This window comes from Mycobacteriales bacterium, from assembly GCA_030697205.1.
Classification (GTDB): Bacteria; Actinomycetota; Actinomycetes; order Mycobacteriales; family SCTD01; genus JAUYQP01.
The window spans coordinates 1-26,846 of sequence record JAUYQP010000055.1; the positions used below are offsets into that span (position 1 = coordinate 1).

Annotated in this window: 25 protein-coding genes; 13 read left to right on the forward strand and 12 right to left on the reverse strand. The window is 73.2% G+C overall.

The window, feature by feature from the left end:
* Positions 1-55: 55 nt before the first annotated feature.
* The gene (locus Q8R60_18290) at positions 56-2,050 is read right to left on the reverse strand and encodes an ATP-dependent DNA helicase (GenBank protein MDP3714420.1); all 1,995 of its coding nucleotides are present in this window, start codon (positions 2,048-2,050) and stop codon (positions 56-58) included.
* A 160-nt stretch (positions 2,051-2,210) separates the two neighbouring features.
* Here Q8R60_18290 and Q8R60_18295 point away from each other — a divergent pair, with 160 nt between their 5' ends.
* The gene (locus Q8R60_18295; protein MDP3714421.1) at positions 2,211-3,074 is read left to right on the forward strand and encodes a PAC2 family protein; all 864 of its coding nucleotides are present in this window, start codon (positions 2,211-2,213) and stop codon (positions 3,072-3,074) included.
* A 16-nt stretch (positions 3,075-3,090) separates the two neighbouring features.
* Here Q8R60_18295 and Q8R60_18300 read toward each other — a convergent pair whose 3' ends face one another.
* Genes Q8R60_18300 through Q8R60_18310 form a run of 3 tightly spaced genes read right to left on the reverse strand, consistent with a single transcriptional unit; the run spans position 3,091 to position 4,774 of the window.
* Positions 3,091-3,783: a DUF1990 family protein gene (locus Q8R60_18300; GenBank protein MDP3714422.1), complete on the reverse strand. Its 693-nt coding sequence runs from the start codon at positions 3,781-3,783 to the stop codon at positions 3,091-3,093.
* Positions 3,776-4,534 carry a DUF1990 family protein gene (locus tag Q8R60_18305; protein MDP3714423.1) on the reverse strand — a complete coding sequence of 253 codons (759 nt, stop codon included), beginning with the start codon at positions 4,532-4,534 and terminating at the stop codon, positions 3,776-3,778. Before Q8R60_18305 ends, Q8R60_18300 begins: the two co-directional genes overlap by 8 nt.
* Before the next feature lie 42 nt (positions 4,535-4,576).
* Positions 4,577-4,774 carry a zinc ribbon domain-containing protein gene (locus tag Q8R60_18310; GenBank protein ID MDP3714424.1) on the reverse strand — a complete coding sequence of 66 codons (198 nt, stop codon included), beginning with the start codon at positions 4,772-4,774 and terminating at the stop codon, positions 4,577-4,579.
* A gap of 71 nt (positions 4,775-4,845) precedes the next feature.
* Here Q8R60_18310 and Q8R60_18315 point away from each other — a divergent pair, with 71 nt between their 5' ends.
* Positions 4,846-5,901 carry an aromatic acid exporter family protein gene (locus tag Q8R60_18315; GenBank protein ID MDP3714425.1) on the forward strand — a complete coding sequence of 352 codons (1,056 nt, stop codon included), beginning with the start codon at positions 4,846-4,848 and terminating at the stop codon, positions 5,899-5,901.
* The gene (locus Q8R60_18320) at positions 5,898-7,115 is read left to right on the forward strand and encodes a serine hydrolase domain-containing protein (GenBank protein ID MDP3714426.1); all 1,218 of its coding nucleotides are present in this window, start codon (positions 5,898-5,900) and stop codon (positions 7,113-7,115) included. The genes Q8R60_18315 and Q8R60_18320 overlap by 4 nt, the downstream gene beginning before the upstream one ends.
* Here the strand turns inward: Q8R60_18320 and Q8R60_18325 are convergent, their stop codons facing one another.
* Positions 7,116-8,081 carry a pirin family protein gene (locus Q8R60_18325; protein MDP3714427.1) on the reverse strand — a complete coding sequence of 322 codons (966 nt, stop codon included), beginning with the start codon at positions 8,079-8,081 and terminating at the stop codon, positions 7,116-7,118. It lies immediately after the preceding gene.
* 71 nt (positions 8,082-8,152) lie between these two features.
* On the opposite strand from Q8R60_18325, the gene Q8R60_18330 reads away from it, so the two are divergent.
* Positions 8,153-8,821, forward strand: a complete 669-nt coding sequence (locus Q8R60_18330) for a TrmH family RNA methyltransferase (GenBank protein ID MDP3714428.1) — start codon at positions 8,153-8,155, stop codon at positions 8,819-8,821.
* On the opposite strand, the gene Q8R60_18335 is transcribed toward Q8R60_18330, so the two are convergent.
* Positions 8,772-9,575 (reverse strand): LuxR C-terminal-related transcriptional regulator, encoded by an 804-nt coding sequence (locus Q8R60_18335; GenBank protein ID MDP3714429.1) that lies wholly within the window; start codon positions 9,573-9,575, stop codon positions 8,772-8,774. The two genes, Q8R60_18330 and Q8R60_18335, sit on opposite strands and share 50 nt — an antisense overlap.
* Before the next feature lie 25 nt (positions 9,576-9,600).
* On the opposite strand from Q8R60_18335, the gene Q8R60_18340 reads away from it, so the two are divergent.
* Positions 9,601-10,056, forward strand: a complete 456-nt coding sequence (locus tag Q8R60_18340; protein MDP3714430.1) for a MaoC family dehydratase — start codon at positions 9,601-9,603, stop codon at positions 10,054-10,056.
* Here the strand turns inward: Q8R60_18340 and Q8R60_18345 are convergent.
* Entirely contained in the window at positions 10,043-11,281 is a 1,239-nt protein-coding gene (locus Q8R60_18345) for a low temperature requirement protein A (protein ID MDP3714431.1), read from the reverse strand. The genes Q8R60_18340 and Q8R60_18345 overlap by 14 nt on opposite strands.
* Before the next feature lie 52 nt (positions 11,282-11,333).
* Between Q8R60_18345 and Q8R60_18350 the strand changes: the two genes are divergently transcribed.
* Positions 11,334-12,014, forward strand: a complete 681-nt coding sequence (locus Q8R60_18350; protein MDP3714432.1) for a maleylpyruvate isomerase family mycothiol-dependent enzyme — start codon at positions 11,334-11,336, stop codon at positions 12,012-12,014.
* A 5-nt stretch (positions 12,015-12,019) separates the two neighbouring features.
* Positions 12,020-14,467, forward strand: a complete 2,448-nt coding sequence (locus Q8R60_18355) for a DUF3516 domain-containing protein (GenBank protein MDP3714433.1) — start codon at positions 12,020-12,022, stop codon at positions 14,465-14,467.
* On the opposite strand, the gene Q8R60_18360 is transcribed toward Q8R60_18355, so the two are convergent.
* Complete coding sequence (locus Q8R60_18360) at positions 14,460-16,055, reverse strand: S8 family serine peptidase (protein MDP3714434.1); 1,596 nt, start codon at positions 16,053-16,055, stop codon at positions 14,460-14,462. The two genes, Q8R60_18355 and Q8R60_18360, sit on opposite strands and share 8 nt — an antisense overlap.
* 29 nt (positions 16,056-16,084) lie before the next feature.
* Positions 16,085-16,909 carry a helix-turn-helix transcriptional regulator gene (locus tag Q8R60_18365; GenBank protein ID MDP3714435.1) on the reverse strand — a complete coding sequence of 275 codons (825 nt, stop codon included), beginning with the start codon at positions 16,907-16,909 and terminating at the stop codon, positions 16,085-16,087.
* Positions 16,910-17,024: 115 nt separating this feature from the next.
* Between Q8R60_18365 and Q8R60_18370 the strand changes: the two genes are divergently transcribed.
* Positions 17,025-17,447, forward strand: coding sequence for a hypothetical protein (locus tag Q8R60_18370; protein ID MDP3714436.1), 423 nt, complete (start codon positions 17,025-17,027; stop codon positions 17,445-17,447).
* Positions 17,448-17,691: 244 nt separating this feature from the next.
* Positions 17,692-19,176: a DUF222 domain-containing protein gene (locus Q8R60_18375; protein MDP3714437.1), complete on the forward strand. Its 1,485-nt coding sequence runs from the start codon at positions 17,692-17,694 to the stop codon at positions 19,174-19,176.
* A 155-nt stretch (positions 19,177-19,331) separates the two neighbouring features.
* On the opposite strand, the gene Q8R60_18380 is transcribed toward Q8R60_18375, so the two are convergent.
* On the reverse strand, positions 19,332-19,742 hold the full coding sequence (locus Q8R60_18380; GenBank protein ID MDP3714438.1) for a hypothetical protein: 411 nt from the start codon (positions 19,740-19,742) through the stop codon (positions 19,332-19,334).
* 25 nt (positions 19,743-19,767) lie between these two features.
* Here Q8R60_18380 and Q8R60_18385 point away from each other — a divergent pair, with 25 nt between their 5' ends.
* Together Q8R60_18385 and Q8R60_18390 are read left to right on the forward strand one after the other, a co-directional pair.
* A complete protein-coding gene (locus Q8R60_18385) occupies positions 19,768-20,109 on the forward strand; it encodes a hypothetical protein (GenBank protein ID MDP3714439.1) in 342 nt (113 codons plus the stop codon).
* Between the two features lie 66 nt (positions 20,110-20,175).
* On the forward strand, positions 20,176-20,628 hold the full coding sequence (locus tag Q8R60_18390) for a pyridoxamine 5'-phosphate oxidase family protein (protein ID MDP3714440.1): 453 nt from the start codon (positions 20,176-20,178) through the stop codon (positions 20,626-20,628).
* Here the strand turns inward: Q8R60_18390 and Q8R60_18395 are convergent.
* Complete coding sequence (locus Q8R60_18395) at positions 20,625-21,119, reverse strand: 2'-5' RNA ligase family protein (protein MDP3714441.1); 495 nt, start codon at positions 21,117-21,119, stop codon at positions 20,625-20,627. The genes Q8R60_18390 and Q8R60_18395 overlap by 4 nt on opposite strands.
* Positions 21,112-24,807 carry an ATP-dependent RNA helicase HrpA gene (gene hrpA, locus Q8R60_18400; protein MDP3714442.1) on the reverse strand — a complete coding sequence of 1,232 codons (3,696 nt, stop codon included), beginning with the start codon at positions 24,805-24,807 and terminating at the stop codon, positions 21,112-21,114. The genes Q8R60_18395 and hrpA overlap by 8 nt, the downstream gene beginning before the upstream one ends.
* Positions 24,808-24,961: 154 nt before the next feature.
* Here hrpA and Q8R60_18405 point away from each other — a divergent pair, with 154 nt between their 5' ends.
* Complete coding sequence (locus Q8R60_18405; GenBank protein MDP3714443.1) at positions 24,962-26,437, forward strand: ATP-dependent DNA ligase; 1,476 nt, start codon at positions 24,962-24,964, stop codon at positions 26,435-26,437.
* Positions 26,438-26,500: 63 nt separating this feature from the next.
* Positions 26,501-26,824 (forward strand): hypothetical protein, encoded by a 324-nt coding sequence (locus Q8R60_18410; protein MDP3714444.1) that lies wholly within the window; start codon positions 26,501-26,503, stop codon positions 26,822-26,824.
* Positions 26,825-26,846 lie beyond the last annotated feature (22 nt).

The following is a 26,846-nucleotide window of genomic DNA, read 5'->3' on the forward strand; positions in this document are numbered from 1 at the left end:
GGGCGCGGGGCGGTCGGGTCGGGGCGGGGCGGGGGCGGGCGGGCGGGGCGGGCTGTCAGGACCGGCGGCGCTGCGACGGGGGCGGGCCGACCGGTGACAGCGGCGCGGCCGTCTCGTCGATGGCCCGCAGCGACGCGAGGACCGCGTCCTTGGACCGCGCGCGGTAGAAGCCGGGCAGCGTGTCGAGCAGGGTGCGGGAGTAGCCGGCGGTCGCGAGCCGCGGGTCGAGCACGGCGACCACGCCGCGGTCCGACGTCGCGCGGACCAGTCGGCCGGCGCCCTGGGCGAGCAGCACCGCGGCTGGCGGCAGGCTCACCTCGCGGAAGCCCGCGGAGCCCGCGTCGGCCAGGCGCGCCTTCTGCAATGGGTCGTCGACGTGGGAGAACGGGATCCGGTCGATGACGACGAGCTGGCAGGCCGAGCCGGGCACGTCGACGCCCTGCCAGAACGACCGGGTGCCGAACAGGCAGGTCCGCGCGTCGGAGGCGAAGGCGTGCACGAGCGCCCCGACGGAGTCCTCGCCCTGCAGCAGCACCGGCAGGTCGGTCGCGGCACGCACCGACTCGGCCGCGCGGGCCGCGGCGGCTGTCGAGCTGAAGAGCCCGAGGGTCCTCCCGCCGGCTGCCGTGAGGAGCTCAGCGAGCAGCGCATCGACCTCGGCGGCCCACGACGGCTGGGTCGGGGGCGGCAGCTCGGCGGCGATCCACAGCTGGCCCTGCCGCGGGTAGTCGAAGGGGCTGCCCACGTCGACGGAGTCCCAGCGCGGCGCCGGGTCATCGTCGGTCGCGGGCAGGTCGAGACCGAGCTGGTGGGCGGTGTGGCGGAACGACCCGCCGAGCGTCAGCGTCGCCGAGGTCGCGACGACGGTGCGCTCACCGAACAGCTGGGAGCGCAGGGCGTAGCCGACAGACAGCGGCGACACCCGCAGCGCGCCGGTGGTCGTGACGTAGACCGCGGCCCGCTCCGACGGCGACGCGATCTCGCGGGCCGCGTCGGCGACGCCCTGCAGTTGGAGCTTGACCCGCTCGCGGGTGGCCTGCTCGACCTCGTCGTCGCCGTCGGCCCCGGAGCCGACCTCGCGCGCGGCCGCGGTGGCCGCCTCCTGCACGAGGCCGAGCACGTCGCGCACCTCGTCGGGCAGCTGCGGGATCCACCCGGGTTGCAGCAGGACCTGCACCCCCTCGAAGGCGTCCCGCGCCTGCTCGAAGCGGTCGAGCACGGTGGCCGACAGGTCGGGCTTCGCGGCGGCACAGGCCCGGCGTACCTCCTGGTGGGTGAGCTCGGAGGTCAGAGCGTCGGTCGCCGAGTCGACGAACTCGTGCGCCTCGTCGATGACGACCGCGTCGTGCTCGGGCAGGACCGTGACGCCGGTGAAGGCGTCGAGAGCGAGCAGCGCGTGGTTGGCGACGACGATGTCGGCCTCCTTCGCGGTCTCGCGGGCCTTCTCGGCGAAGCAGTCGACCCGGTCGGGGCACTTCGTGCCGAGGCACTCGCGGGCGCTCACCGACACCTGCCGCCAGGCGCGGTCGGCCACCGGGAAGGGCACCTCGTCGCGGTCACCGGTCTCGGTCTCGGAGGCCCACTCGCGCAGCCGGAGCACCGTGCGGCCGAGGTCGGAGGTCGGGCCGGCGAACAGCTCGTCCTGCTCCGGCTCGCGCGCGCCGGGCCCGTCGTGGAGCTGCTGCAGGCACAGGTAGTTGCTGCGGCCCTTGGCCAGCGCGTAGGTCGGCGTGCGGCCGAGCTTGGCCGCGAGCGCCTCCACGAGGCGCGGGAGGTCCTTGTCGACGAGCTGCGCCTGCAGCGCCTTGGTGGCGGTCGCGATGACGACCGTGCGACCGGACGCGAGGGCTGGCACGAGGTAGCCGAGCGACTTGCCGGTGCCGGTGCCGGCCTGCACGAGCAGGTGCTCGCGGTTGCGCAGCGCCCGGTCGACGGCCACGACCATCTGCCGCTGACCCTCGCGGACCGCGGCGCCGGGCAGCACGCCGAGCGCGGTCTCCAGCAGGCTCAGCACCCGGCTCGAGACCGCCGGTGCAGAGGTCGGGGCCACGGCTCCATCATCGCAGGCGTGACGGGCCCGGACGCTGCCCTGTGGAAGCGTCCCGGCGGGTCGCGCGTTGGCCTTGACGACGGCCCCGAGAACCCTGGTGGAGACTGATCACGTGCGCGACCCCGCTGAGCTGTTCGACCTCGACCCCGACCGCCCTGAGATGGGCCGGCCGGTGCTCGTGCAGGCCCTCGACGGCTTCATCGACGCGGGCGGCGCCAAGCGGATCGCCGTGCAGCACCTGCTCACGTCACTGCCGTCGCAGGTCGTCGCGCGCTTCGACGTCGACCTGCTCCTCGACTACCGCGCGCGCCGCCCGATCATGCTCTTCGCCGAGGACCACTGGGAGTCCTACGACGACCCCTCGCTCGCGCTGCACCTGCTCCACGACGCCGCCGGCACGCCCTTCCTGCTGCTCACCGGCCCGGAGCCCGATGTGCAGTGGGAGCGCTTCGTCGCGGCGGTCCGCATCCTCGTCGACCGCCTCAAGGTCCGGCTGTCGGTCGGCCTCAACGCCATCCCGATGGGCATCCCCCACACCCGCCCGCCGGGCGTCATCGCCCACGGCTCGCGCCCGGAGCTGCTCGAGGGCTACCAGCCGTGGATCAGCTCCGTGCAGGTCCCTGCGTCGGCCGGTCACCTCATCGAGTTCCGGCTCGGTCAGGCCGGCTACGACACGATGGGCTTCGCCGCCCACGTGCCGCACTACCTGTCGCAGACGGAGTACCCCGCGGCCGCGGTCTCGCTGCTGCGCGAGGTCGCCAAGGTCGGTGGGCTCGTGCTCCCCCTCGACGAGCTGGTCGCCGCCGCCGAGACGACCCGGGTGTCCATCGACGAGCAGATCGCGGGCTCCGAGGAGGTCAGCGCCGTCGTCACTGGCCTCGAGGAGCAGTACGACGCCTTCGTCGCCGGGCAGGGGCGCTCGCTGCTGGCCGAGTCCGAGCTGCCCTCCGCCGACGAGCTCGGCGCCGAGCTCGAGCGCTTCCTCGCCGAGCAGCCGCGCCCCGGCGACACGCCCCCCGTCTGACCAGCCCGGGATCCCGTCAGGCGTCGGGCTGGTTGACCTCGATGCGGGTGGCTGCCCGACGCACGCCACCCGAGCTCCCACCGGCGAGCAGCTCGGCCTCTACGAGGCGACGCATCCGCGACATCGAGCGGCGGACGAACAGCACCTGCATCGCACGGCCGAAGGTCGCCCAGCCCAGGCGCACCACCGGGTTGGGGATGCGGCCGGTCTTCATGTAGCGGCAGACCCGGAACTGCACCTCACCGGTGTCGAGCAGCTTGACCACGCGCCAGCACATCTCGCCCGCCTCGAGGTGGCCGTGCAAGGTGCGGTAGCACCAGCCGTAGACCTGCAGCAGTCGGCCGTCCTCGACGACCTGCTCGTCGACGACGGACGACACCCGCACGCCGAGCAGGAAGCGCAGCGGGCCGAAGCGGCCGGACAGGAGCATGTCGCGCTGCTCGAGCGGGCTCTCCGGCAGCCACACCGCCTTGATGATGGCGGGGTCGGCGAACTCGTAGTCGCGCACCAGCCGGCACGCGACAGCGAAGGCACCGCCGGGCTCGGGCGGGCCGGGGGCCTCGACGGCGAGCTTCTGGCAGTAGTCGTCGAACGACCACCCGTCCTCGACCGTCGGTGCGCCCTCGAGGACGTAGTTGACGTCGACGTCGTGCAGCTTGGCGAGCTCGGCCAAGGCGTCGTGCGAGCCGAGCAGCCGGACGTCAACCACGGGGCCACCGCCAGGTCGTCGCGGTCACTCCGTCGGGGGCGTTGCCGCCGGCCATCCGCACCGCCGCCTCGCAGACCTGCGTCCACATGTGCAGCTGCATCTCGCGCGCGAGCGGCACCTTGTCGTAGAGCAGGTCGAACAGCCGGTCTCCGCTGCGGGTCCACGACTCGATCTCGAACAGCAGCCGCCCGCCGGGCGCGTCCGACGCGCGGAACTCGATCTCGCCGGCCTCCATGTGGCCGCGCAGGGTCGCGAGGCGGAACGACGTCGGGGTCCGCTCGACGACCCGCACCGGCGCGTCCCACGGGCCGGGCATCCGCACCGCGAACTCCGCGCCGGGCGAGCGGTCGCGCGAGACCGCCTCGAACGTCGCGACCTCCGTCGGCGACGCCCGGTTGGGGTCGACGAGCAGCCGCGACACCAGCTCCTGCGGACCGACCCGCGCGTCGTCGACGACGACGGCGTAGAGGCGTCGGTAGGTGCGACCTCGACCCTGGGTGCGACGCAGCAGCGACGCCTCGTCACCGGGAAGGGGTCGATCGCCGTCGGGAGCGGGTGGCGTGCCCTGACAGTCGATGACGCTGCGCCTGACGAGCGCGGTGCTGCGGGTCCAGCGCCAGGTGGTGAGCGCCATGCCGGGCAGCCGGCGGGCGAGCGAGACGGTGCTGGCCAGCAGCTGCCGCGGGCTCGGCGAGCGCTGCCGCCCGTCGGGGGCCGTGCGGTCATCGGCCGCGACAGGTGAGGTCGTCATGCCGTCGGGGCTACCCCGGCAGGGGTGCCGGCAAGCGTGATCTCAGCCGCAGCAGCCGCCGCCGCAGCAGCCGCCCGCGGGAGCAGGCGCCGCTGCCGAACCGCCAACGGCCACCGCGGTGAAGACCCGCGAGCAGTCGGTGTGACCGTCAGGGCAGCTGGCGGGAGCCGTGTCGGTCATCGACCGGGTCACCTCGAAGGAGGCGTCGCAGGTCCGGCAGCGATAGTCGTAGCGGGGCACGCCCCGATCCTACGGAGCCGACCGGCAGGATGAGCGGCGTGAGGCAGACCCGGACCAGAGGCGAACGGCGCGTGACCGCGCTGCAGATCCTCAAGACCGCGCTCGCTGCCACCCTCGCCTGGGAGTCCGCGCGGCTGCTCACCGGCGAGCAGACACCGGTGTTCGCCCCGCTGACTGCCCTGCTCGTCGTGCAGATCACGGTGCGCCGATCAGTGCGCGAGGCGGTGGAGCGCTTCGTCGGTGTCGTGGCCGGCGTCCTCGTCGCACTGCTGCTGGCCCGGGCCGTCGGCCTGTCGGCGCTGTCGATCGGGCTGCTGGTCGCGGGCGGGCTGGTGGTCGGCAGGCTGGTCCGGCTCGGACCGGCCGGGGCGGTGCAGGTCCCCGTGAGCGCGCTGCTCGTGCTCATCGTCGGCACCCAGGGCGACGTCGTCGTCGCCCGCGTCGAGGACACCGCGATCGGCGCGGTCGTCGGGGTGCTCGTCAACCTGGCCGTCGCGCCGCAGATCCGGCTCGGTCCGGCCGAGGCGGCCGTCGCGGCGCTCACCGCCGACCTTGCTGCGTTGCTGACGACGCTCGGCTCCGGCGTCGCGACCCGCTTCGACCAGCCGACGGCGCGCGGCTGGCTGACCGCCTCGCGACAGCTGCCGGGCAGCCTCGACCGGGCCCGCTCCGCGCTCGACGCCGCGCACGACAGCCTGCGCTTCAACCCGCGCAAGAGACGCGCAGCCGACCGGGTCGACCGGCTCGCCGAGGCCGTCCTCGCGCTCGACCACGTCGTCACGCAGGCCCGCGGGACGACCCGCACGCTGTTCGACCTGGCCCGGGTCCACGGCGAGGTCGAGCTCCCGGCGGTCTACCCCGCTGCCCTGTCGGCGGTCGGTCGGGCACTGCTGGTCCACCAGGCCGTCGTCCGCCAGGACAGCCCCGCCGACCAGCTGGATCGGGCGGTGGAGCAGGCCCGAGAGGCGCTCGCGACCGCGGTGGCCCACGGGCCGCAGACCGGCGCCCTGCGCGACGACGCGTGGCTCGCGCGCGGCGCGATCCTGTCCGACCTCACCCGGCTGGTCCGCGAGCTCGACCCGCGCGGACCGCACCGCGCGGCCTTCCGGCAGGATCAGGCCGCATGAAGGTGACCGCAGACCCCGCCGAGCTCGGCTTCGACCCGGCGCGGCTCGCCCGCATCGACTCCCACTTCGCGCGCTACGTCGACGACGACCTGCTCAGCGGCTGGCAGATCGCGGTGACGCGCAGGGGCCAGGTCGTCCACGCCTCCACCCACGGCCTGCGCGACCGCGAGGCCGGCCTGCCGGTCGAGCCCGACACCCTGTGGCGGATCTACTCGATGACCAAGCCGGTCACGAGCGTCGCGGCGATGATGCTGTGGGAGGAGGGCGCCTTCCAGCTCACCGACCCGGTGTCGCGCTGGATCCCGTCCTTCGCCGACCTGCGCGTCTTCGACAAGGGCTCTGCGGCCAAGCCCTTCACGGTGCCGGCGGCCGAGCCGGTGCGCGTCTGGCACCTGCTCACCCACACGGCCGGTCTCACCTACGGCTTCCTCGGCACCTCGACCGTCGACGCGATCTACCGGGCCCACGGCTTCGAGCTGGGGGCCCCCGAGGGCATGGACCTCGCGGCCGCGTGCGACGCCTGGGCGGGCCTGCCGCTGCTGTTCCAGCCGGGCAGCGCCTGGGGCTACTCCGTCGCGACCGACGTCCTCGGCCGGCTCATCGAGGTCGTCAGCGGGCAGACCCTCGCGGAGTTCTTCGCCGAGCGGATCACCGGGCCGCTCGGCATGACCGACACCGCTTTCTGGTCGGACTCGCCGCGGCTCGGCGCCCTCTACGCCCCCGACCCGACCACGGGCAGGGCACTGCGCTACGACGCCCTCGGCGACCGCGCACGCACCGAGCCCGCGATGCTGTCCGGCGGCGGCGGGCTGGTGTCCTCCGCCGACGACTACCACCGCTTCACCCAGCTGCTGCTGCGCGGCGGGGAGCTCGACGGCGTCCGCCTGCTCGGCACCCGGACCCTGGCCTACATGGCCCGCAACCACCTGCCCGGCGGGCTCGACCTCGGCCACCACAACACCGGCGGCTTCGCCGAGACCGTCTTCGACGGGGTCGGCTTCGGCCTCGGCTTCGCCGTGATGGAGGACCCGCGGCCGGCCAAGACGATGTCGAGCCCGGGCGAGCTCTTCTGGGGCGGGCTCGCCTCGACGGCGTTCTGGGTCGACCCGGTCGAGCAGGTCACGGCGCTGCTGTTCACCCAGCTGGTGCCCTCGAGCACCTACCCGTTGCGCCCGCAGCTGCGCCAGCTCGTCTACAGCGCCCTGGTGGACTGACTACCGGACGACGTGCGGCATGAGGGCGCCCGGCGGGATGGCGCCGAACGTGCCGGACTGGAAGTCCTCGACGGCCTGCTGCAGCTGCCAGCGGGTGTTCATGACGAACGGGCCGTACTGCGCGACCGGCTCCCGGATCGGCTGACCGCCGAGGACCATCACCTCCAGCGCGCCGTGGCGCGACTCCTGGCTCGCGTCGGCGCGCACGACCAGCCGGTCACCGGCGCCGAGCACCGCGGTCTGCCCGGTGCGGATCGGCTGTCCGCCGATCGTGCCGGTGCCACCGAGGACGTAGACGAGCGCGTTGAACAGCGGGTTCCACGGCACGTCGAGCTCCGCGCCCGGGCTGATCGAGGCGTGCGCCAGGGTGATCGGGGTGCGGGTCGAGCCGGGGCCGACGTGGCCGCCGAGGTCACCGGCGATGAGCCGGATCAGCGAGCCGCCGTCGGAGGATGCGAGCAGGACCGAGTCGCCGCCCTCGAGGTTCTGGTAGGCCGGGGCGGTCATCTTCTCGACGCCCGGCAGGTTGACCCACAGCTGGATGCCGTGGAAGACGCCGCCGGACTCGACCAGCTCGGCGGGCGGGGTCTCGATGTGCAGGATCCCCGAGCCGGCGGTCATCCACTGCGTCGCGCCGTCGGTGATCATGCCGCCGCCGCCATGGCTGTCCTGGTGCTGGAAGGCGCCGTCGAGGATGTAGGTGACGGTCTCGAAGCCGCGGTGAGGGTGCCAGTTCGTGCCCTTGGGCTCGCCCGGCGCGTACTCCACCTCGCCCATCTGGTCCATCATGATGAAGGGGTCGAGCTCGCGGGTGTCGACGCCGGCGAAGGCGCGGCGGACGGGGAAGCCCTCGCCCTCGTAGCCCTGCGGCGCGGTCGTCACCGACCGGACCGGTCGGACGACGTCGCCGAGCCCGGCAGGGGACACGCGGGGCAGGGTCAGGGTGTCAGCGGTGACAGCGGGCATCAGGTCCTCCATGTGGTTGAACTCGCAACCATCACAACCATCGTACGACGGATCTGCTTCCCTGTCGTGCTGTGACCACCGCCGAGCCCGTGCGCCTCGAAGGGTTCCACGCCGTCAAGCACGCGCTGCGCTTCGCCCCGGACCTCGTGGTGTCGGTCCGCGTCGCCGACCGCGACGCGGCCGCGGCGCTGGCCCGCGATCTCGCCCCAGACGTGGCCGAGGCCCTGCTCGACCGCGCCGAGGTGGGCCCGGTCGAACACCCGACAGGCGTCGAGGGCACGGCCACGCGTCCGGCGTACGACGGGGGTGTGCTCCTCGCCCGCACCGCTCCCCTGGTGCTGCTCGACGGGGTGCGCCACCCCGGCAACGCGGGCGCGGCGGTGCGCGTCGCGGCCGCCGCCGGCGCGAGCGGGGTGGCGGTGCACGGCGCGCTCGACCCTTGGCACCCGGCGGTCGTGCGTGGCTCGGCCGGGCTGCACTTCGCGCTGCCGGTGCTGCGCTGCTCCCCCGCCGACGTCACCGGGCCGGTGGTCGTGCTCGACGCCGACGGCGAGGACTGGAGCGGTCTCCCCCACGACGCGGTGCTGGTCGTCGGCAGCGAGCGGCACGGCGTCGGTGACGAGGCGCGGGCCCGGGCCGACGCGGTCGTCGCGCTGCCGATGCGGGCGGGGGTGAGCAGCCTCAACCTCGCTACCGCGGTCGCGGCTGCTCTCTACGCCTGGCGGCTGCCTGCGCCTTGATCTCGGCCCAGCTGCCGATGCGGTTGGTGAGGGTGTTGAGGGCCGGCGCGAAGGGGTTGCCCTCGGCGTAGCTGTTCCACTGGGCCGGTGTGCTGCCCAGGCCGTCACCGTGCGGCCGGACCAGGAAGCGGCCGACCTCGTCGAGCATCGCCTCGCGGGTCCAGGCACGGGGCAGGTCGCTGCGGACGAGGTCGGGCAGCGGCTGACCTGCCACCTCGAGGAAGAGCAGCCAGCCGCCGAAGCGGTAGCCCAGCGACGCTGCCGACGGAACCTCGTCTCGGTCGCGCTCGCGGTCCCAGCGCCCAGCCGTGACGGTGCCCGTGGCGGCCAGCGCCGAGGCGATCGCGAACAGCTCCTCGTCGGTGATGCCCTGCAGGCGACGGCGCTTCTCACCGGGCTCGTGCTTGTGCATGCGCTTCTTCTGGGCCGCGGTCAGCAGCGGCCGCACCTCGGCCTCGCTCACTCCGGCGTGGGCCGCGAGGTCGCGCATGAGGACGGTGCCCTTGGTCTTCGCGAGGTACTCGCGCACGGCCTTCTTGACGCGCATCTGCTCGAACAGGCTGCGGCTGCGGTTGCGCTCGATGAGCCGGTCCTGCAGCGTCGGCGCGTCCTTCACCCCGCGCAGGTAGGTGCTGACGGTCTGCGTCGTGATCCCCATCTCCTGGGCCACCTGCTCCATCGTCAGCCCCTGCAGGCGCAGCTCGAGGATGCGGGCCTCGCGGGCGACAGCGGTGGCGTGCGTGACTCGGGGCACGGCGACATCCTGCCAGGATGGGCGCATGACCTCCGACCCTCGTGTGGACAGGATCCAGGCCCTGGTGGGCACCCGGCTCGGCCCGAGCGACTGGCTGCTCGTCGACCAGGAGCGGGTCGACCGCTTCGCCGACGCCACCGACGACCACCAGTGGATCCACGTCGACGTCGAGCGCGCCGCGACGGGCCCCTTCGGGGGCACCGTCGCGCACGGCTACCTCACGGTGTCGCTGCTGCCCGCGCTCGCGTCACCGCTGATGCCGACAGAGGGCTTCGCCTCGCGCCTGAACTACGGCAGCGACAAGGTGCGCTTCCCCGCGCCGCTGCGGGTCGGCACCCGGGTGCGCGCCTGGTCGACGCCGGTGTCGGTCGACGTCACCGACCGTGGCGTGCTCGTGAAGCAGCGCGTCGAGATCGAGGCGGAGGGCTCCGAGCGCCCCATCTGCGTCGCCGAGGCCCTCGCCCTGCTCATCCCCGGCTGACCTCGTGCTCGGCGTGGCGGATGCGGTCGCGCGCCTCCGAGAAGCGCAGCGACTCGAAGGCCACGAGCCCGAGCAGCACGACGGCGAGCAGGCCGAGCGAGGCCAGCGCGGGCAGCCTCGTCGCCAGCAATGACAGCGACACCAGGCCGACCGCGACGACCAGCCGCGCCTTGTTGAGGGTGCGCACGTTGCGCAGCCGGAAGGCGATGTGGGCGAGCAGGTAGACCGAGGCGCCGCCGTAGAGCAGCCCGAGCGGGATGCCGGTGAGCGGGTCGGACAGGTCGTGGCCCTCGGTGTCGGCGACGTAGGACACGACCTTCTTCATGCCGACCGCCATGAAGATGATGGCCGCGACCATCGGCAGGTGGAGGTAGCTGTAGGAGTCGCGCGCGAGGCTGTTGCGCTCTTGGCCCTCCTTGCTCGTGAGCACCCGCTCGGCGACCAGCGCGACGACGTCGAAGTAGGTCCACCACAGGGCGACGCTCACGGCCAGCCCGAGGACGGCGGCGAGCACGACCGCTCCGGTCAGGGGCAGACCGCCCACGCCGACACCGATCGCGACGATCGACTCGCCGATCGCGATGATGACGATGAGACCGTGCCGCTCGGCGAAGTGGGCGGGAGCCGAGAGCCGCCAGTCCGCGGCGTCACCGATGCGGTAGGCGGCCATGTCGACGGCAGCGGCCGCGAACCACAGGAGCACCTGACCGCCACCACCGACCAGCGCGCCCGCGACCAGCAGCGAGCAGGCCAGGGCGACCGGCACCGCGGTGACCCCGAGCTGGCGCAGCAGGGCCCGGTCACCGTCCGCGGCCACGGCGTAGACAACGAGGTGCGACAGCCGCACGAAGGTCAACGCGAGCGCCAGCAGCAGCGGCGCGCTGACGCCCTCGCCGGCGTCGCCGTAGGACTCGGGGATGGCCAGCGCCACGACGAACAGCCCGGCCATCGCCGCGACCAGGCCCAACCGCAGCACGCCCTCGTCGGCCTTGGCCTGGTTGCCGAGCCAGGAGAAGCTCGCCCACGCGAACCACAGCAGCACGAGGAGCAGCGAGCCCTTGACCACGCCGTCGGCGGTGAGGTCGGCCGCGACGAACGCCGTGACCTGCGTGATGGCGAAGACGAAGACGAGGTCGAAGAACAGCTCGAGCGTCGTGACGCGGTGGGCCTCGTCGGTGGGCCGCGACAGCAGCGCGGGGCGGATCCGGGCGAGGGGGCTCGACATGGGGTGATCGTCGGGCACGGTGGGCCTCGACGCCAGCACTAGCCTCGACCGCGTGTCCCTCTCATTGCTCGCCTCCCTCGAGGCGTCGACCGCTGCCTTCGGGCAGCTGCTCGGCTGCAGCGACCTCAACCGCAGGGTGACGACCTGCCCCGACTGGCGGGTGCTCGACCTCGCGCACCACCTCGGCAACGTCCACCGCTGGGCCGTCGCCGCCACGCTCTCGGACTCCCCACCGGTTGTCCCCGAGGACGCACCCGGCCCGTCCGCCGTCCAGGACTGGTACGCCGGCTCCGCCGCCGCGCTGGTCGACCGGCTGACGTCGGCCGACCCGACCGACGCGTGCTGGCACTTCGGCGCACCTCCCCGCCAGGTCGGCTGGTGGGTCCGGCGCCAGGCCCATGAGGCGGCGGTGCACCTGTGGGACGCGCAGGCCGCGCTCGGCACCGGGGTCCCGCTCGACCCCGCGCTGGCCGCGGACGGCGTCGACGAGGTGCTCGACGTCTTCGTGCCACGCCAGGTGCGGATGCAGCGGATCCCCCCGCTGACCGCGGCCGTGCGGCTGGTCGCGACCGACGCGCCGCTCGACCGGGTGCTCGGCGACGGCGGCGTCGCCGCGACGGTCAGCGGCACCGCGTCCGACCTCGTGCTGCTGCTGTGGAAGCGGGTCCCGCTCGAGCGGGTGACCGTCGACGGCGACCCCACCACGGTCCTGTCCGCGAGGCTCGTCCCCTGACCGCCGTGCTGACGCTGCCCGACGACCGATCGCCCGACGCGGTCGTCGACGCCTTCGTCGCCTGGGCGACCTCCCAGGGGCTGTCGCTCTACCCCGCGCAGGAGGACGCGCTGCTCGCGCTGGTGTCGGGCGAGCACGTCGTGCTGGCGACACCGACCGGCAGCGGCAAGTCGCTGGTGGCGACGGCGGCGCACTTCGCCGCGCTCGCCGACGGGCGCCGGTCGTTCTACACCGCGCCGCTGAAGGCGCTGGTGAGCGAGAAGTTCTTCGCGCTCTGCGACGTCTTCGGCGCCGAGCTCGTCGGGATGGCCACCGGTGACGCCTCGGTCAACCCGGGCGCCCCGATCATCTGCGCGACCGCAGAGGTCCTCGCCAACCAGGCCCTGCGCGAGGGCGCGGCGGCCGACGTCGGACTGCTCGTCATGGACGAGTTCCACTACTACGCCGACCCCGACCGCGGGTGGGCCTGGCAGGTGCCGCTGCTCGAGCTGACGTCGACCCAGATGCTGCTCATGTCGGGCACCCTCGGCGACACCACCGAGCTGCGCGCCTCGATGGAGCACCGGAGCGGTCGGCCCGTCACCGAGGTCGCGTCGGTCGAGCGGCCCGTGCCGCTGTCGTTCACCTTCTCGCTGCAGCCGGTCCACGACGCGCTGACCGAGCTGCTCGACACCCGCCAGGCACCGGTCTACGTCGTGCACCCCACCCAGGCCGGAGCGGTCGAGCAGGCCCAGGCGCTGATGTCGCTCAACGTCTGCACCCGCGAGGAGAAGGACGCGATCGCCGCCGAGCTCGGGGCCTTCCGCTTCGCCAAGGGCTTCGGGCCGGTGCTGTCACGGCTGCTGCGCCACGGCATCGGCGTGCACCACGCCGGGATGCTCCCGAAGTACCGCCGCGTCGTCGAGCGGCTCACCCAGGCCGGGCTGCTCAAGGTCGTCTGCGGCACCGACACCCTCGGCGTCGGCATCAACGTGCCGATCCGCACGGTGCTGATGACGTCGCTGTCGAAGTACGACGGGACGCGCGTGCGGCTGCTCACGGCCCGCGAGTTCCACCAGGTCGCCGGGCGGGCAGGGCGGGCCGGCTTCGACACCGCGGGCTACGTCGTCGTCCAGGCCCCGCAGCACGTCATCGACAACGAGCGCTCGATCGCCAAGGCCGCCGGCGACCCGAAGAAGCTCAAGAGCATCAAGAAGAAGACGCCCCCGCAGGGGATGGTGTCGTGGGGCCAGCCGACCTTCGAGCGGCTGGTCGCCGCCGACCCTGAGCCGCTGCGGTCGCAGATGCGGGTGTCGCACTCGATGCTGCTGCAGCTCGCCTCCCGCGGACCCGGTGCGGTCACGGCCGCGAAGCGGCTGCTGCTCGACAACGACGAGTCGCGCCAGCGCCAGCGGGTCCTCGTGCGACAGGCCGTTGCGGCGTACCGCTCCCTGCTCGCGGCCGGGGTCGTCGAGCGGCTCGGACCCGACGACGTGCAAGTGACCGTCGACCTGCAGCGCGAGTTCGCCCTCAACCAGCCGCTGTCGCCCTTCGCCCTCGCCGCGCTCGAGCTGCTCGACGCGGAGTCCGACACCTTCGCGCTCGACGTCGTGTCGGTCGTCGAGTCGGTGCTCGACGACCCGCGGCAGGTCCTGTCGGCGCAGCGCCACAAGGCCCGCGGCGAGGCGGTCGCGGAGCTCAAGGCGCAGGGCATGGAGTACGAGGAGCGGATGGAGCGGCTCGAGGAGATCTCGCACCCGATGCCGCTCGCCGACCTGCTGCTGCCCGCCTACGAGCTCTACGCCGGAGGGCACCCGTGGGTGCGCGACCACGAGCTGCGGCCGAAGGCGGTGGTGCGCGACCTGTGGGAGCGGGCCATGACCTTCACCGAGTACGTCGGGTTCTACGGGCTGGCGCGCTCGGAGGGGCTGGTGCTGCGCTACCTCGCCGACTGCTACCGCGCGCTGCGCCAGACCGTGCCCGCCCCGATGCGGACCCCCGAGCTCGACGACCTGATCGAGTGGCTCGGCGAGCTGGTGCGCCAGGTGGACTCGTCGCTGCTCGACGAGTGGTCCGACCTCGTCGCCGGCGTCCTGCCGGAGCAGTCGGTCGCGGCCACTCCCCCACCGGTCACCCGCAACGAGCGGGCCTTCCGGGTCCTGGTGCGCAACGCGCTGTTCCGCCGGGTGGAGCTGTTCTCGCTGCGCCGCCCCGACCTGCTCGACGAGCTCGGTGACGACGTCGACTGGGTGGCCGCGATGGAGGGCTACTTCGAGGAGTACGCCGTCGTCGGCACCGGACCGGACGCGCGCGGGCCGGCCTTCTTCAGCTTCGACGGCACGACGGCCGTGCAGCTGCTCGACGACCCGGCCGGCGACCGCGACTGGCGGATCGTCGCGGTCGTCGACCCGGTGGCGTCCGACGAGGCCGGCGAGCCGGTCCTGGTGTCGCTGTCGGTGGGCCCCGTCAGCTGAGCCGGCGGCGGACCAGCGCTGCGGCACCGAGCACGACGAGGCCGGCCAGCGGCAGCAGCGGGGTGGCGCCGGTGGCCGGCAGAGGGCCCGCCGAAGGCTGCTTCACCGGTGCGGGCGGCGCGGCCGGCGGGACCGGGGTCGTGGGCGGCACGACTGCGGCGGCGCGCAGGTTGTTGGCGCAGCGCAGCGCCTCGACGGTGTCTACCATGCCGAAGCCGGAGTGGATGTCGCGGCCGACGGCGAGCAGGTCGGCGGCGGTGGTGGTCAGGCAGCGCTCGGCCTGCGCGGGCAGCAGCTCGGGGTTGACCTGCTGCATCAGGGCGACGACACCGGCGACGTGCGGGGCGGCCATCGACGTACCGGAGATGCAGTAGTAGAGCGGCTCGGCCGGGTCCGCGCACTCGGTGAGCGGGGCGAGCACCGATGGCGAAACTGGCGCGAGGATCTGGTCGCCGGGCGCGGACACGTCGACCTGCGGACCGGTGCCGTCCGCGGCCCCACGGCTCGAGAAGCCGGTGATCTGGCCGGCCGGGCACGACCCGCCCTGACCGGGGGCGTTGCCCTTGCAGGCCGCAGCGACGGTGATGGCCGACGGCGTACCTCCTGGGTCCTTGTTGATGGAGCCGGGCTCGGGTCCGTCGTTGCCGGCGGAGAAGACCATCGTGACGCCGGCCGCACTGGCCTTCTCGACCATCGCGTTGGCGGCGTCGAAGTCGGTCGGCATCCCGCCCGGGATCGTGCCGGGCTCGGCGTCGAGCAGGCCCCAGGAGTTGTTGGTGAGGCGAATGCCGAGGTCGGGGTGGCGGATGACGTAGTCGATGGCCGCGAGGGCGTTCTCCTCGAAGCCGATGTCCTCGACGACGCCGTTGACGGCGCTCGCGATCTTCAGCGAGACCAGCGAGACGTCCGGGGCGACACCGGACAGGTCGCGGTCGGTCTGCGTCCCGCCGCCGTCGCCGCCGACGGTGCCGGCGACGTGCGTGCCGTGGCCGACCTCGTCCTGCAGGGCGAGCTCGCCAGTCGACTCCGAGTAGGTGTCGAGCTGGGCGGTCGTCAGCAGGCCCGCGTCAGCGAGGCTCGACAGCTCGAAGTTGTAGCCGCCGACGACGCGGTCACCGAAGCCGGGGTGGGGCGCGAAGATGCCGGAGTCGATGATACCGACCGTCACGCCCTCACCGGTGACGCCGTCGCGCGTGCGCTGCGCGCCGCCGCTGGTGTAGGTGTCGGGCTCGGCGACGCCGTTGGCGCGGATCTGCTCCTTGGAGCGGTAGAGGTCGAGCGTGATCTTGCGCTGCGGGACGACAGCCGTGACGCCCGGGAGCGCACGCGCGGCCTGAAGGACAGCCATTGGCGCGGTGACGGCGACCGCGTCGATGCTGCGCAGCTGTACGCCGCTGACGACCCCGAGGCGCTCCAGCCCCAGCAGGTCCGCCCGATCCGTCGGGGCGTCGAACGCGACGATCGCCTTGACGAGCGGGCCTGCGACTGCGGGCGCCGCGGTCGCCCCTGCCTGCCCCGGGAGGGCGGCGGCGCCGGCGAGGCAGGCGGCGGTCAGCAGGAGGGCGGCGGGGGCGGTGCGGCGGGACACGGAAGGGACTCCAGGCAGGTCGAGGGCTGTCACCCTCTCGTTTCGCCACCGGCACGCCGGTCCCTGCTCCGCAGGACCCGCTCCGTCTCGGCGTCGGCCGGGAAGAACGACTCGACGGTGAGCTCGGCAAGCGTGACGTCCGCGGCCGTCCCGAAGGTCGCCGCGGTCGTGAAGAAGCTCAGCACGCCGTCCGGCGTCTCCAGCTGCACCGGGAGGACCACGCCCGGGTGGTCGGTGAACGGCTCAACCTCACTCACCCCGGGCAGGGCGGCGAGCTCGTCGTAGAGCGCCTGCAGGACCGGGTCGCCGGTGAGGGCGAGCTGGCGGCGCAGTCGACCGAGGACGTGACCGCTGAAGGCGTCGAGGTCGCGGATGCGACTGCCGAGGCCGTCGGGGTGCAGGGCGGCCCGCAGCACGTTGACACCGGGCGCGAGCACTTCCGGGGCGACGCCCTCGAGCAGGACCGTCGCTCCCTGGTTGGCGAGCATGAGGTCCCAGCCGCGGTCGACGACGACCGCGGGGTAGGGCTCGTGGTGACCGAGCACCAGCTCGAGGGCTTGGCGGACCGGCGCCATCTGCGGCGCGTCGAGATCGGTCTCGCCGTAGAGCGGGGCGAAGCCGGCCGCGACCAGCAGCTCGTTTCGGCCGCGCAACGGCACGTCGAGGTGCTCGGCGACGTGGAGCAGGAAGGACCGGCTGGGCCGGCTGCGGCCGGTCTCCACGCACGACAGGTGCCGGGTGCTCACCTCGGCCAGGCACGCAAGGTCGAGCTGGGACATCCGGCGTCGGGTGCGCCAGGTCCGCAGCAGGTCACCGGGCCCGGTGCTCGTCGTCGTGCGGGCCCGGTTCGTCATGTGGGCACGGTGCCACGACGAGGTCACTGCGGCCATGACCTCGGAGGTCATCGACACCGTGCGATCGGGAGCCGACCCTGCTGTCGTCCGATCCACCCACGACCTGGAGGTCACCATGACCGCTACCACCGCCCACGCCCCTTCCGTCACCTCAACCAGTGCGAGCGCCTCGATGCGCCGCGTGCTGCTCGCCGACGCCGTCGTCACTGCTGGCTTCGGAGCGCTCGCCCTGCTCGCCCCGACCTCGTGGTTCGACGCGGGCTGGCTGCCCCGAGCCGTCGGAGCCGTCCTGCTCCTCGTGGCCGTTGAGGTCGGGCTCGCGTCGCGGTGGAGCGGCCGCCGACTTCGGCTCGCCGGCACCGTCACGGGCGAGCTCGCCGTCGCCTGGGTCATCGGCGCGCTCGCCGTCGCCGTCCTGGTGGACCTCCCCACCACAGGCGCTGTGGTGCTCGAGGTCTCGGCAGCGGTGACCGTCGTCTTCGCGGTCCTCGAGCTCCGCCTCGCGCGCCTTATGCGCGCGGATGACGGCCAGAGCTGAAGGCACGCTCGCTGCTCGCGAAATGTCCACGGCTGCATGCAGCTACGGGTGCAGGGATTCCTCCGTTGGGCGCTGCAGATACTGGCTCGCTACGTACCGAAACCGGTCTGGTCGCGGACACCAAATAGTTGTCCACACCCCTTGCGATCCCGCAGATCCGGGTTACTATTAGCACAAGCGTTCGGGTGCCGGTACGGGGGTGAGGGTGGTGCAGGCGACAGCGGGGGTCCCGACTGACGCGCGCGTGACCGCTGCCCGTGCTGCGCTGCAGGCCGCGATCGAGCCTTCTGCTGACGGGCTGGTCGCGGCGGCTGATGTGCACGAGCTGCTGGCGATGCAGGCCGAGATCGCGGCCGCTCTCGCGGCCCGGTTGCAGGTCGTGGACGCGACCCAGACGTGGCAGCAGACCGGGTCGAAGGCGCAGTGGGCGTGGCTCGCCCGTCATTCGGCGACCGAGACGTCCGCCCCGATGAGCCCGTCGGAGGCGCGCCGGTGGGCGAAGCTCGCCCGCGGCCTGCGGGAGCGGCCGGACGTGGAGCGGCTGGTGCGGTCCGCGCGGATCAGTGCCGCGCACGCCTCGGTGTTGCTCACCCAGCTCGACCTCCTCGACAAGCGGGTCATCGGGACGGCGTTGCACAGCCCGGAGTGGTTGGCGGAGCAGCAGCAGGCGTTCTGCGATCTCGCGGAGCTCACCGACCCCCTCGTCCTGCAACGCGAGCTCGGCAAACGCCTCCGAGCCCTCGCTCCCGAGCCGGCAGCGCAGGAGGACCGGGACAAGGTCACCGAGCGCAAGGCCTCCCTGACCGAGGGCTTCGCGGGGATGTGGAACCTGATCGGGACCTTGGACCCGCACAGCGGGCAGGTCCTGAAAGCCGCGTTGAGCGCGTGGCGCCGCAACGACCACACCGCCGGGGACACCCGCAGCCCCGCGCAACGTGACGTCGACGCGCTCGTCGGGATCGCCAGCTTCTGGATGAGCCGGACCGAGACCGTGACCCGAGGCCGCGGCGTGCAGGTCGTCGTCACCGTCCCCGAGGCCCGACTCGCGGCGCACCAGAGCATGCGCGACCTCTACGGCGTCCCGGTCACGTGCCCGGACACCGGGGCCAGGCTCCCGGATCCGAGGACCCAGCCGTTGTTCAGCCGCGACGGGCAGCTCCTCCCGCACACCGACACCACCGGGCCAGACCCGGTCTTGCCTCCGGAGCTGCTCGGGGACCCCGTCCCACCCGCGACCTACCCCGACGGGTCAGCGGTCGCGGAGTCGACGCTGGAGATGCTGCTGTGCAACGCGACCCTCACCCGGGTCGTGCTCGACCAAGACAGCGCCGTGCTCGACGTCGGCCGGGGAAGCCGGGTGTTCACCCACCCGCAATGGCTCGCGAGCATGACCCAGTGGGACTGGCAGTGCGCCACCGACGGCTGTCAAGCCCCCGCTGACCGCCTCGAGCTGCACCACGCGCTGTGGTGGCGCAACGGCGGCACCACCGACCTCGTCAACTGCGCCCCGCTCTGCACCGGCAGCAGCAGCTGCCACAGCCGTGTCCACGACGGCGCCACCCTGCGACTACGCGACGGCCGGCTCCTCGACCAGCACGGCTTCCGACCCGCCGAGACCCACGAGCAGGTCTGGCCGCCACCCCTGCCAGCACCGCCAACCCAACAGCCCCGCGCCACAGCAGCAGCGACCTACCGCCTCCACGCCATCCTCAGCACCACCGCTGCCTGACGAAGAGACACCGCCCCGCGCAGAAGCGGACAAGGACACGAGGCTCTATCGCCTTCCTGCACGGACGTGTTCGCTACAGGGCAAAGGCCACGAGGTCGGGCCTGTGCAAAGCGATCAGCTCGGCGCGCGTCCCGGTCGCCTGCCTCTTGGCCGGATCAGCTAGCGACGTCGGCGTCGCTCGCTTCGCGTCGGTGCGCGTACACCCCGAGAGCAGCCTGCGCGGCCGCCATGAGGAGCGACAACACGAAGGGCAGCACCTTTCCCTGGGCGAGCCCGAAGACCACGCCGAAGAAGATCCATCCCAGACAGGTCACCGCAAGGAGGCCACGGATGTCTCGTCCCCGCATCGGCCTCGACTGCGTAGGCGAGCCGATCCGGAGCGAGCGGGAACGTCGCAACGCCCACCAGCAGAAGGCCAACAGCGTCGAGGCGAGGACGAAGGCGAGCGCGGCCCACAAAGGATCATTGCGCCGGTAGAACGCTGCGTAGTAAAAGAACGGAACCACCAACATCATGAGTAGCGCGCCGTTGCGCATCTGCCTCGGGTCCTTGGTCAACAGCGCCATACGTCACGTACTACCCACCGTCGCCGTGCAGAAGTCCGTGGTGGCACCACACCGCATCGGGTGGTCCTGCGTTCTCGCGCTCAGTGCGGCCTGGGTGGCCGTCCTCCGCTGGCGACTCCAGGCCGAGGGGTACGACGGGCCGCTGGTCTGGCCGATCAGGGCCATGGCGGGGTTGCCGGCGGTCGTGGGGGTCGCCGTGCTGTTCGTGCCCGCGCTGCGGGCAAGTCGATTCACGGGGCGGGTCGGCGCCTGCACCGCCGTCGAGCTCTTGAGAGTGACGGTCTACGCCGCCGTCGCGGACCTCTCCGGCGAGACGCAGTCCTGCTTCGGGCCGCCCGCTGCCTGCGAGGAGCTGCTCGGTCGCTGACAGCAGCGGCGCTGGTGGGCAACCACGGACCAGACCTGTCAGACGTGCGTGGCAGGGTGCTGCGACATGACGTCCTGGTCCGACTTCGCCGCTGACCAACCCGACCTCGCCGCCCGGGTCCGGGCCCGTTTCGAGGCCACCAAGCACAAGACGATGGCCACCCTGCGCAAGGACGGCTCGCCACGCATCAGCGGCACCGAGACCGCGTTCGACGCGACCGACCTGACGCTCGGGTCGATGCCCGGCTCGGTCAAGCTCGCCGACCTGCAGCGCGACCCGCGCGTCGCCCTGCACTCGACCACCGTCGACCCCGTCGACGGCCAGGAGGCGCAGTGGCCCGGCGAGGCCAAGGTCGCCGGCCGGGCGGTCGCGATCCCGCAACCGGGCGGGCCTGACGGCGCCTACTTCCGGGTCGAGCTGGAGGAGGTCGTCCTCACGACCATCACCGACAGCGGCAAGGAGCTGCGCATCGAGTCGTGGCACCCGGCGCACGGCTACCGCGAGCGGGTCCGCGCCTAGGGGACGACCTCGGCGACCAGCTCCCACGGACCGCCGCGGTACCACCACAGCCCCAGCCCGCGGACCGTCACCGGCCACGGTGCGAACGACGACGACAGCGACTCCAGCAGCGAGCGGGCGACAGTCGGCGGGACCTTGTTCGCCACCGTCACGTGCGGCCGCAGCCCCTGCGTGTCCTGCGCGGTCAGCCAGCCGGCGAAGCGCCGCCGCAGGCCCGCGTGCAGCGAGACGAGCTCGGGGCAGTGCACGTCGTACGCCACTCCCCTGCCGAGCGAGCGGACACCGGCCACGACCCCGTCGTACGACGACACGACGCTGTCGCGCAGCGCCTGCTCGACCGCGACGACCTGCTCGCCGGGCAGCGCGTGGAACAGCGTCAGGTGAGCCGCGACGTGGTTGCGGCTCGGCGGGAAGTGCTCCTGCCGCAGCGCGTCGAAGCGGGCCTGGGACCGGTCGTCCAGCAGCGCCGTGACGACCAGCGGGTCAACCACTGATCGCGTCCATCGCCTTGTAGATGCGCTGCTCCGAGACGGGGTAGCGGGTCTTGAGGTCCGGGGCGAACAGCGACACCCGAAGCTCCTCGACCATCCACCGCAGCTCCTCCACCGCGGGCGTCCCGACCAGGGTTCGAGGCACGCCGGTCAGGAACGCGACCCGCTCCTGCTCGACAGCCTCGACTCGCCGTTGCGACTGCCCGTCGCGAACGGGGTCCCGGGGCAGGCGGTCGAGGCGTCGGAGAACGCCGCGCAGGTAGCGCTCGACGTCGCGCAGCCGGCCCGCCCCGACGGCGGCGACGAAGCCCGGCCCGACCAGAGCGGACACCTGCGCGGTCATGTCAGCCACCGCCGACCGCAGCGGAGGCCGCGTCTCCGCGGCCAGCGCCGCCGTCAGCTCGTGCCAGACCGACAGCACCCTCTCGGTCGAGGCCACCACCGTCGCCACCGAGCCCGGCAGCGCCTCCTTCACCGAGGCGAGCTGCGCCGCGAAGTCCGCTGCGATGCGCACCGGCTGCACCAGCCCGTCGACCGCCGCGACGACGACGTCGTCGAGCAGCGCCGTCACCGAGCCGTGCGGGTTGCGCGACAGCGCGAGCTTCTGCGCCGTGGTCAGCCGGTCGGAGATCCCACGGACCGGTGACGGCACTCCGAGCAACAGCAGCCGCCTGACCCCGAGGCGGTGCGCGGCCTCAGCCGCGGCCGGAGTCGGCAGCACGCGCAGGGCGACAGAAGCCCCCTCGTCGACGAGAGCCGGGTAGCCGCGGACCGCCCCGTCGGACACCTCGACCGGCACCGGCTCGGCGGGGAAGGCCGTCAGCCCCGCCACCTCGATCGAGACCGCCGACGACAGCGCCTTCGCGACCCGCGGCGCCAGCGACGTCTGCAGCGCGGCGAGGTCGCGCCCCTCCCCCAGCACCTCGCCTGCAGCGTCGACGACGCGGAACAGCGTGCGCAGGTGACCGGGCACCCGCTCCCACTGCCAGTCCTCGCGCCGCACCATCAGCCCGCGCAGCACCCGCAGCTCGCGCTCCAGCGCCGGCAGCAGCTCCTCCTGCCGCGGGTCGACCCGTGCGAGGATCTCGCGCGCCGCGTCGGGTGCCGGCCCGACCTTCACCCGCAGCTGCTTGGGCAGCGACTTGAGCAGTGCGGTCACCAGCTCCTGACGCAGTCCCGGGACCTGCCACTGGAAGTCCTCGGACACCAGCCGGTTGAGCACCTCGACCGGCACCTCGACCGCGACGCCGTCATCGTCCGCGCCCGGGTCGAAGGCGTAGTCCAACTCGAGCACGAGGTCACCTGACGACCACGCCGACGGGTAGTCGCCCGGGGTCACGTCGACGGCGGCGGCGGAGAGCAGGTCGTCGAGCCGCATCGTCAGCAGGTCGGGGGTGTCGCGGCGTACGTCCTTCCACCACGCGTCGAAGTGCCGGCCCGAGACCACGTCGGCCGGGATCCTGCTGTCGTAGAAGTCGTAGACCGCCTGGACGCCCACGACGAGATCACGTCGGCGGGCCCGCTCCTCGAGCGCCTCGACGTCGCCCAGCAGCGCCTGGTTAGCCGCGAAGAACGCGTGATGGGTGTCCCACTCGCCCTCGACCAGCGCGTGCCGCAGGAAGAGATCGCGCGCGGTCTCCGGGTCGATGCGGCCGTAGTCGACGCGGCGCTGCGCGACGAGTGGGATGCCGTAGAGCGTGACCCTTTCGTAGGCCTGCGCACCGGCGCGCTTGCGGCTCCAGTGCGGCTCGCTGTAGACCCGCACGACGAGGTGCCCGGCGAGCTGCTCGACCCACTCCGGCTGCACCTTCGCGACCATCCGCCCCCACAGCCGGTTGGTCTCGACGAGCTCGGCGGCCATGACCCAGCGCGGCTGGCTCTTGGCCACGGCGGAGTCGCGTACGACGGAGAAGCGCGCACCGCGGGCGCCCAGGTAGTCGCGCCGCTCCCCCTCCCGCAGTCCCACGTGGGAGAGCAGCCCGGCGAGCAGCGCCTGGTGGATGCGGTCGTCATCGGCGCGCGAGGTGTCGAGGGCCATCCCCTGCTGGCGGCACACCGACCGCAGCTGGCTGTGGAGGTCCTGCCACTCGCGGATCCGCTGGTGGTGCAGGAACTCCGACCGGCAGCGTCGCCGGAAGGCGCTCGACGACAGCTCCTGCCGCAGCTCGCGCACGTGGTCCCACAACCGCAGCACCGACAGGTAGTCCGACGTCGGGTCGGCGAAGCGCGCGTGCTGCTCCGCGGCGGCCTGCTGCTTGTCCGAGGGCCGCTCGCGGACGTCCTGGATCGACATCGCCGCGACGAGCACGAGCACCTCGGGCAGGCAGCCGAGCCGGTCGGCCTCCACCACCATCCGGGCGAGCCGCGGGTCGACGGGCATCCGCGCGAGAGTGCGGCCCATGGGGGTCAGCGCGTCGTTGACGTCACGGGCCACCGGGTCCAGCGCCCCCAGCTCGTAGAGCAGGTCCTTGCCGTCCTTGACCGCGCGCCGGTCGGGTGGCTCGACGAAGGGGAACGCCTCGACGTCGCCGAGGCCGATCGACGTCATCTGCAGGATGACGCTCGCGAGGGAGGTGCGCAGGACCTCGGGCTCGGTGAACTCCGGCCGACTGGCGAGGTCCTCCTCGTCGTACAGCCTGATGGCGATGCCCGGGGCGACGCGCCCGCAGCGGCCGGCGCGCTGGTCGGCCGATGCCCGGCTGATCCGCTCGATCGGCAGTCGCTGCACCTTCAGCCGCTGGCTGTAGCGGCTGATCCGCGCGGTCCCCGGGTCGACGACGTAGCGGATCCCCGGGACCGTCAGCGAGGTCTCCGCGACGTTGGTCGCGAGCACGACGCGGCGCTGCTGGTGCTGCTCGAAGACGCGGTGCTGCTCGGCCGCGGACAGCCGCGCGTAGAGCGGCAGCACCTCGACGTGGTCGGGCAGCGAGCCGCGCAGCACCTCGGCGGTGTCGCGGATCTCGCGCTCCCCGGACAGGAAGACGAGCACGTCGCCCTGCCCCTCGGCGCACAGCTCGTCGACGGCGGAGGCGATCGCCTGCGGCTGGTCGAGCTCCTCGTCCGGCGGCCGGTAGCGGACCTCGACGGGGTAGGTGCGGCCGGTGACCTCGATGACCGGGGCGCCGCCGAAGTGCTGGCTGAAGCGGGCCGTCTCGATGGTCGCCGAGGTGATGACGAGCTTGAGGTCCGGCCGCTTCGGGAGCAGCTGGGTGAGGTAGCCGAGCAGGAAGTCGATGTTGAGCGACCGCTCGTGGGCCTCGTCGACGATGATCGTGTCGTAGCGGCGCAGCAGCCGGTCCGACTGCAGCTCGGCGAGCAGGATGCCGTCGGTCATGACCTTGACCAGCGTGTCGTCGCTGGACCGGTCGGTGAAGCGGACCTTGTAGCCGACCGCCTCGCCCAGCGTCGTCCCGAGCTCCTCGGCGATCCGCTCGGCGACTGACCGCGCGGCGATCCGGCGCGGCTGGGTGTGGCCGATCGTGCCGTGGACGCCGCGGCCGAGCTCGAGGCAGATCTTCGGCAGCTGGGTGGTCTTGCCGGAGCCGGTCTCGCCCGCTACGACGACGACCTGCGAGGACGCGATGGCGGCCGCGATCTCGTCACGGGCCGCCGACACCGGCAGGTCCGGAGGGTAGCTGATCGTGGGGACGAGCGAGCGCCGTCGGGCGGCGCGCGCGTCGTCGTTCATCCTCCTGGAGCCTAGCCAGTTCTCCCCCGACAGAAGCGGCTTGTGCGCGGCTCTCGGCGCAAGCCCGCCCGCGTAGCGCCGACAGAGGCGCACAAGCGGAAGGACAGGGGCGGGGGCGGGGCGGGGCGGGGCGGGGGCGTGGCAGGGTGAGGCGGTGCTGCTCGCCGAGGTCGCTGCCGCATCTGCGGCCGTCGGGGCGACCCGGTCCCGCACGGCCAAGCTGGGCCTGCTCGCCGACGTCCTGCGGGCCGCGGCTGCAGCGGAGGTCGCGCTGGTCGCGGCGTACCTGTCCGGCGAGCTCCCGCAGCGGCGCACCGGCGTCGGCTGGCGCTCGCTCCAGCAGCGCCCCGACCCGGCGACCGACCCGACGCTGACCGTCATCGCCACCGACGAGCGCATCGCGGCGCTGGCGGCGCTGTCCGGCCCCGGGTCGAGCTCCGCGAGGCAGGCCCCGCTGGCCGAGCTGCTCGGGCTCGCGACCGCCGACGAGCAACGCCTCCTCGTCGGTCTGCTGTCCGGCGAGCTGCGGCAGGGCGCGCAGACCGGGCTCGTCACCGACGCCGTCGCCCGCGCCGCCGGCGTGCCGCTCGCCGCGGTCCGCCGCGCCGTTCTGCTCTGCGGCTCGCTGCCCGAGGTCGCCACGACCGCGCTCACCGGCGGAGGCCTGTCGGCGTACTCCCTGGTCGTGGGTCGTCCGCTGTCGCCCATGCTCGCCTCCCCCGCCAGGGGCCTCGCCGAAGCGCTGGCCGGCGAGCGCGCGGTCGAGTGGAAGCTCGACGGGATCCGGGTGCAGGCGCACCGCGACGGCGACGAGGTCGGCGTCTTCACCCGCAGCCTCGACGACATCACCGAGCGGGTGCCCGAGCTCGTCGCCGCGGTACGCGCCCTGCCCGTGACCGCGGTCGTACTCGACGGCGAGGCCCTGGCGCTCGACGGCGACGAGCGGCCGCTGCCCTTCCAGGTCACGGCGTCGCGGACGGCCAGCCGCGAGGGCGTCGCGCTGACGGCCTTCTGGTTCGACGTCCTGCACGTCGACGGCACCGACCTGCTCGACGCGCCGCTGGCCGAGCGCGTCGCGGTCCTCGACCGCCTCGTGCCCCGACCGGCGCCGCGACTGGTGACCGCCGACCTCGCCGCTGCGGAGGCGTTCGCGGCGGACGCAGTCGCCCGCGGTCACGAGGGCGTCGTGGTCAAGGACCTCACAGCGTCGTACGACGCGGGGCGCCGCGGATCGGCCTGGCAGAAGGTGAAGCCGCGGCACACTCTCGACCTCGTCGTGCTGGCCGTCGAGCACGGCTCGGGTCGGCGCCGCGGTTGGCTGTCGAACCTGCACCTGGGCGCCCGCGACGGCGACGGCTTCGTGATGCTCGGCAAGACCTTCAAGGGCCTGACCGACGAGCTGCTGCGCTGGCAGATCGAGCGGTTCCGCGAGCTCGAGGTCAGCGACGACGGCGGGGTCGTGACGGTCCGGCCGGAGCAGGTCGTGGAGGTGGCCTTCGACGGCGTGCAGACCTCACCGCGCTACCCGGGTGGCGTCGCGCTGCGCTTCGCGCGGGTGCTGCGCTACCGCGACGACAAGCCGGCCGCCGAGGCCGACACCCTCGACGCCGTGCGCGATCTGCTCCCCTGAGGTTCTCCACAGATCCGACATCCGGCGGTCACGCGGCCGCTTGCGGTGCCAGGGTCGTGCGCCATGGAGATCACACCCGAGTTGAGCGAGACCGAGGTGTTCGTGCTGAGCGCCTACCGCGACTACCCGATGGACCCCGGCGACGTGACGCTGCTCGTCGACGGCGTCGCAATGGAGGTGGCCGGCCTCGCCGACCACTGGGACACCGTGCTGCGCGACAACATCGCGCTCACCCTGCGCGAGCTGCCCGTCGACCGCGTCGTCGTGGCGATCGCCCGGCCGGGAGCCGAGCTGCGGCCCGGCGACCACGTGCTGTGGGCCGAGCTGCGCGAGGAGCTGCTCGGCGAGGTCGACGTGGTGCCGCTCGTCGCGCTGCCGGCCGCCTGACCCGCAGGGCCACGACCCGTGC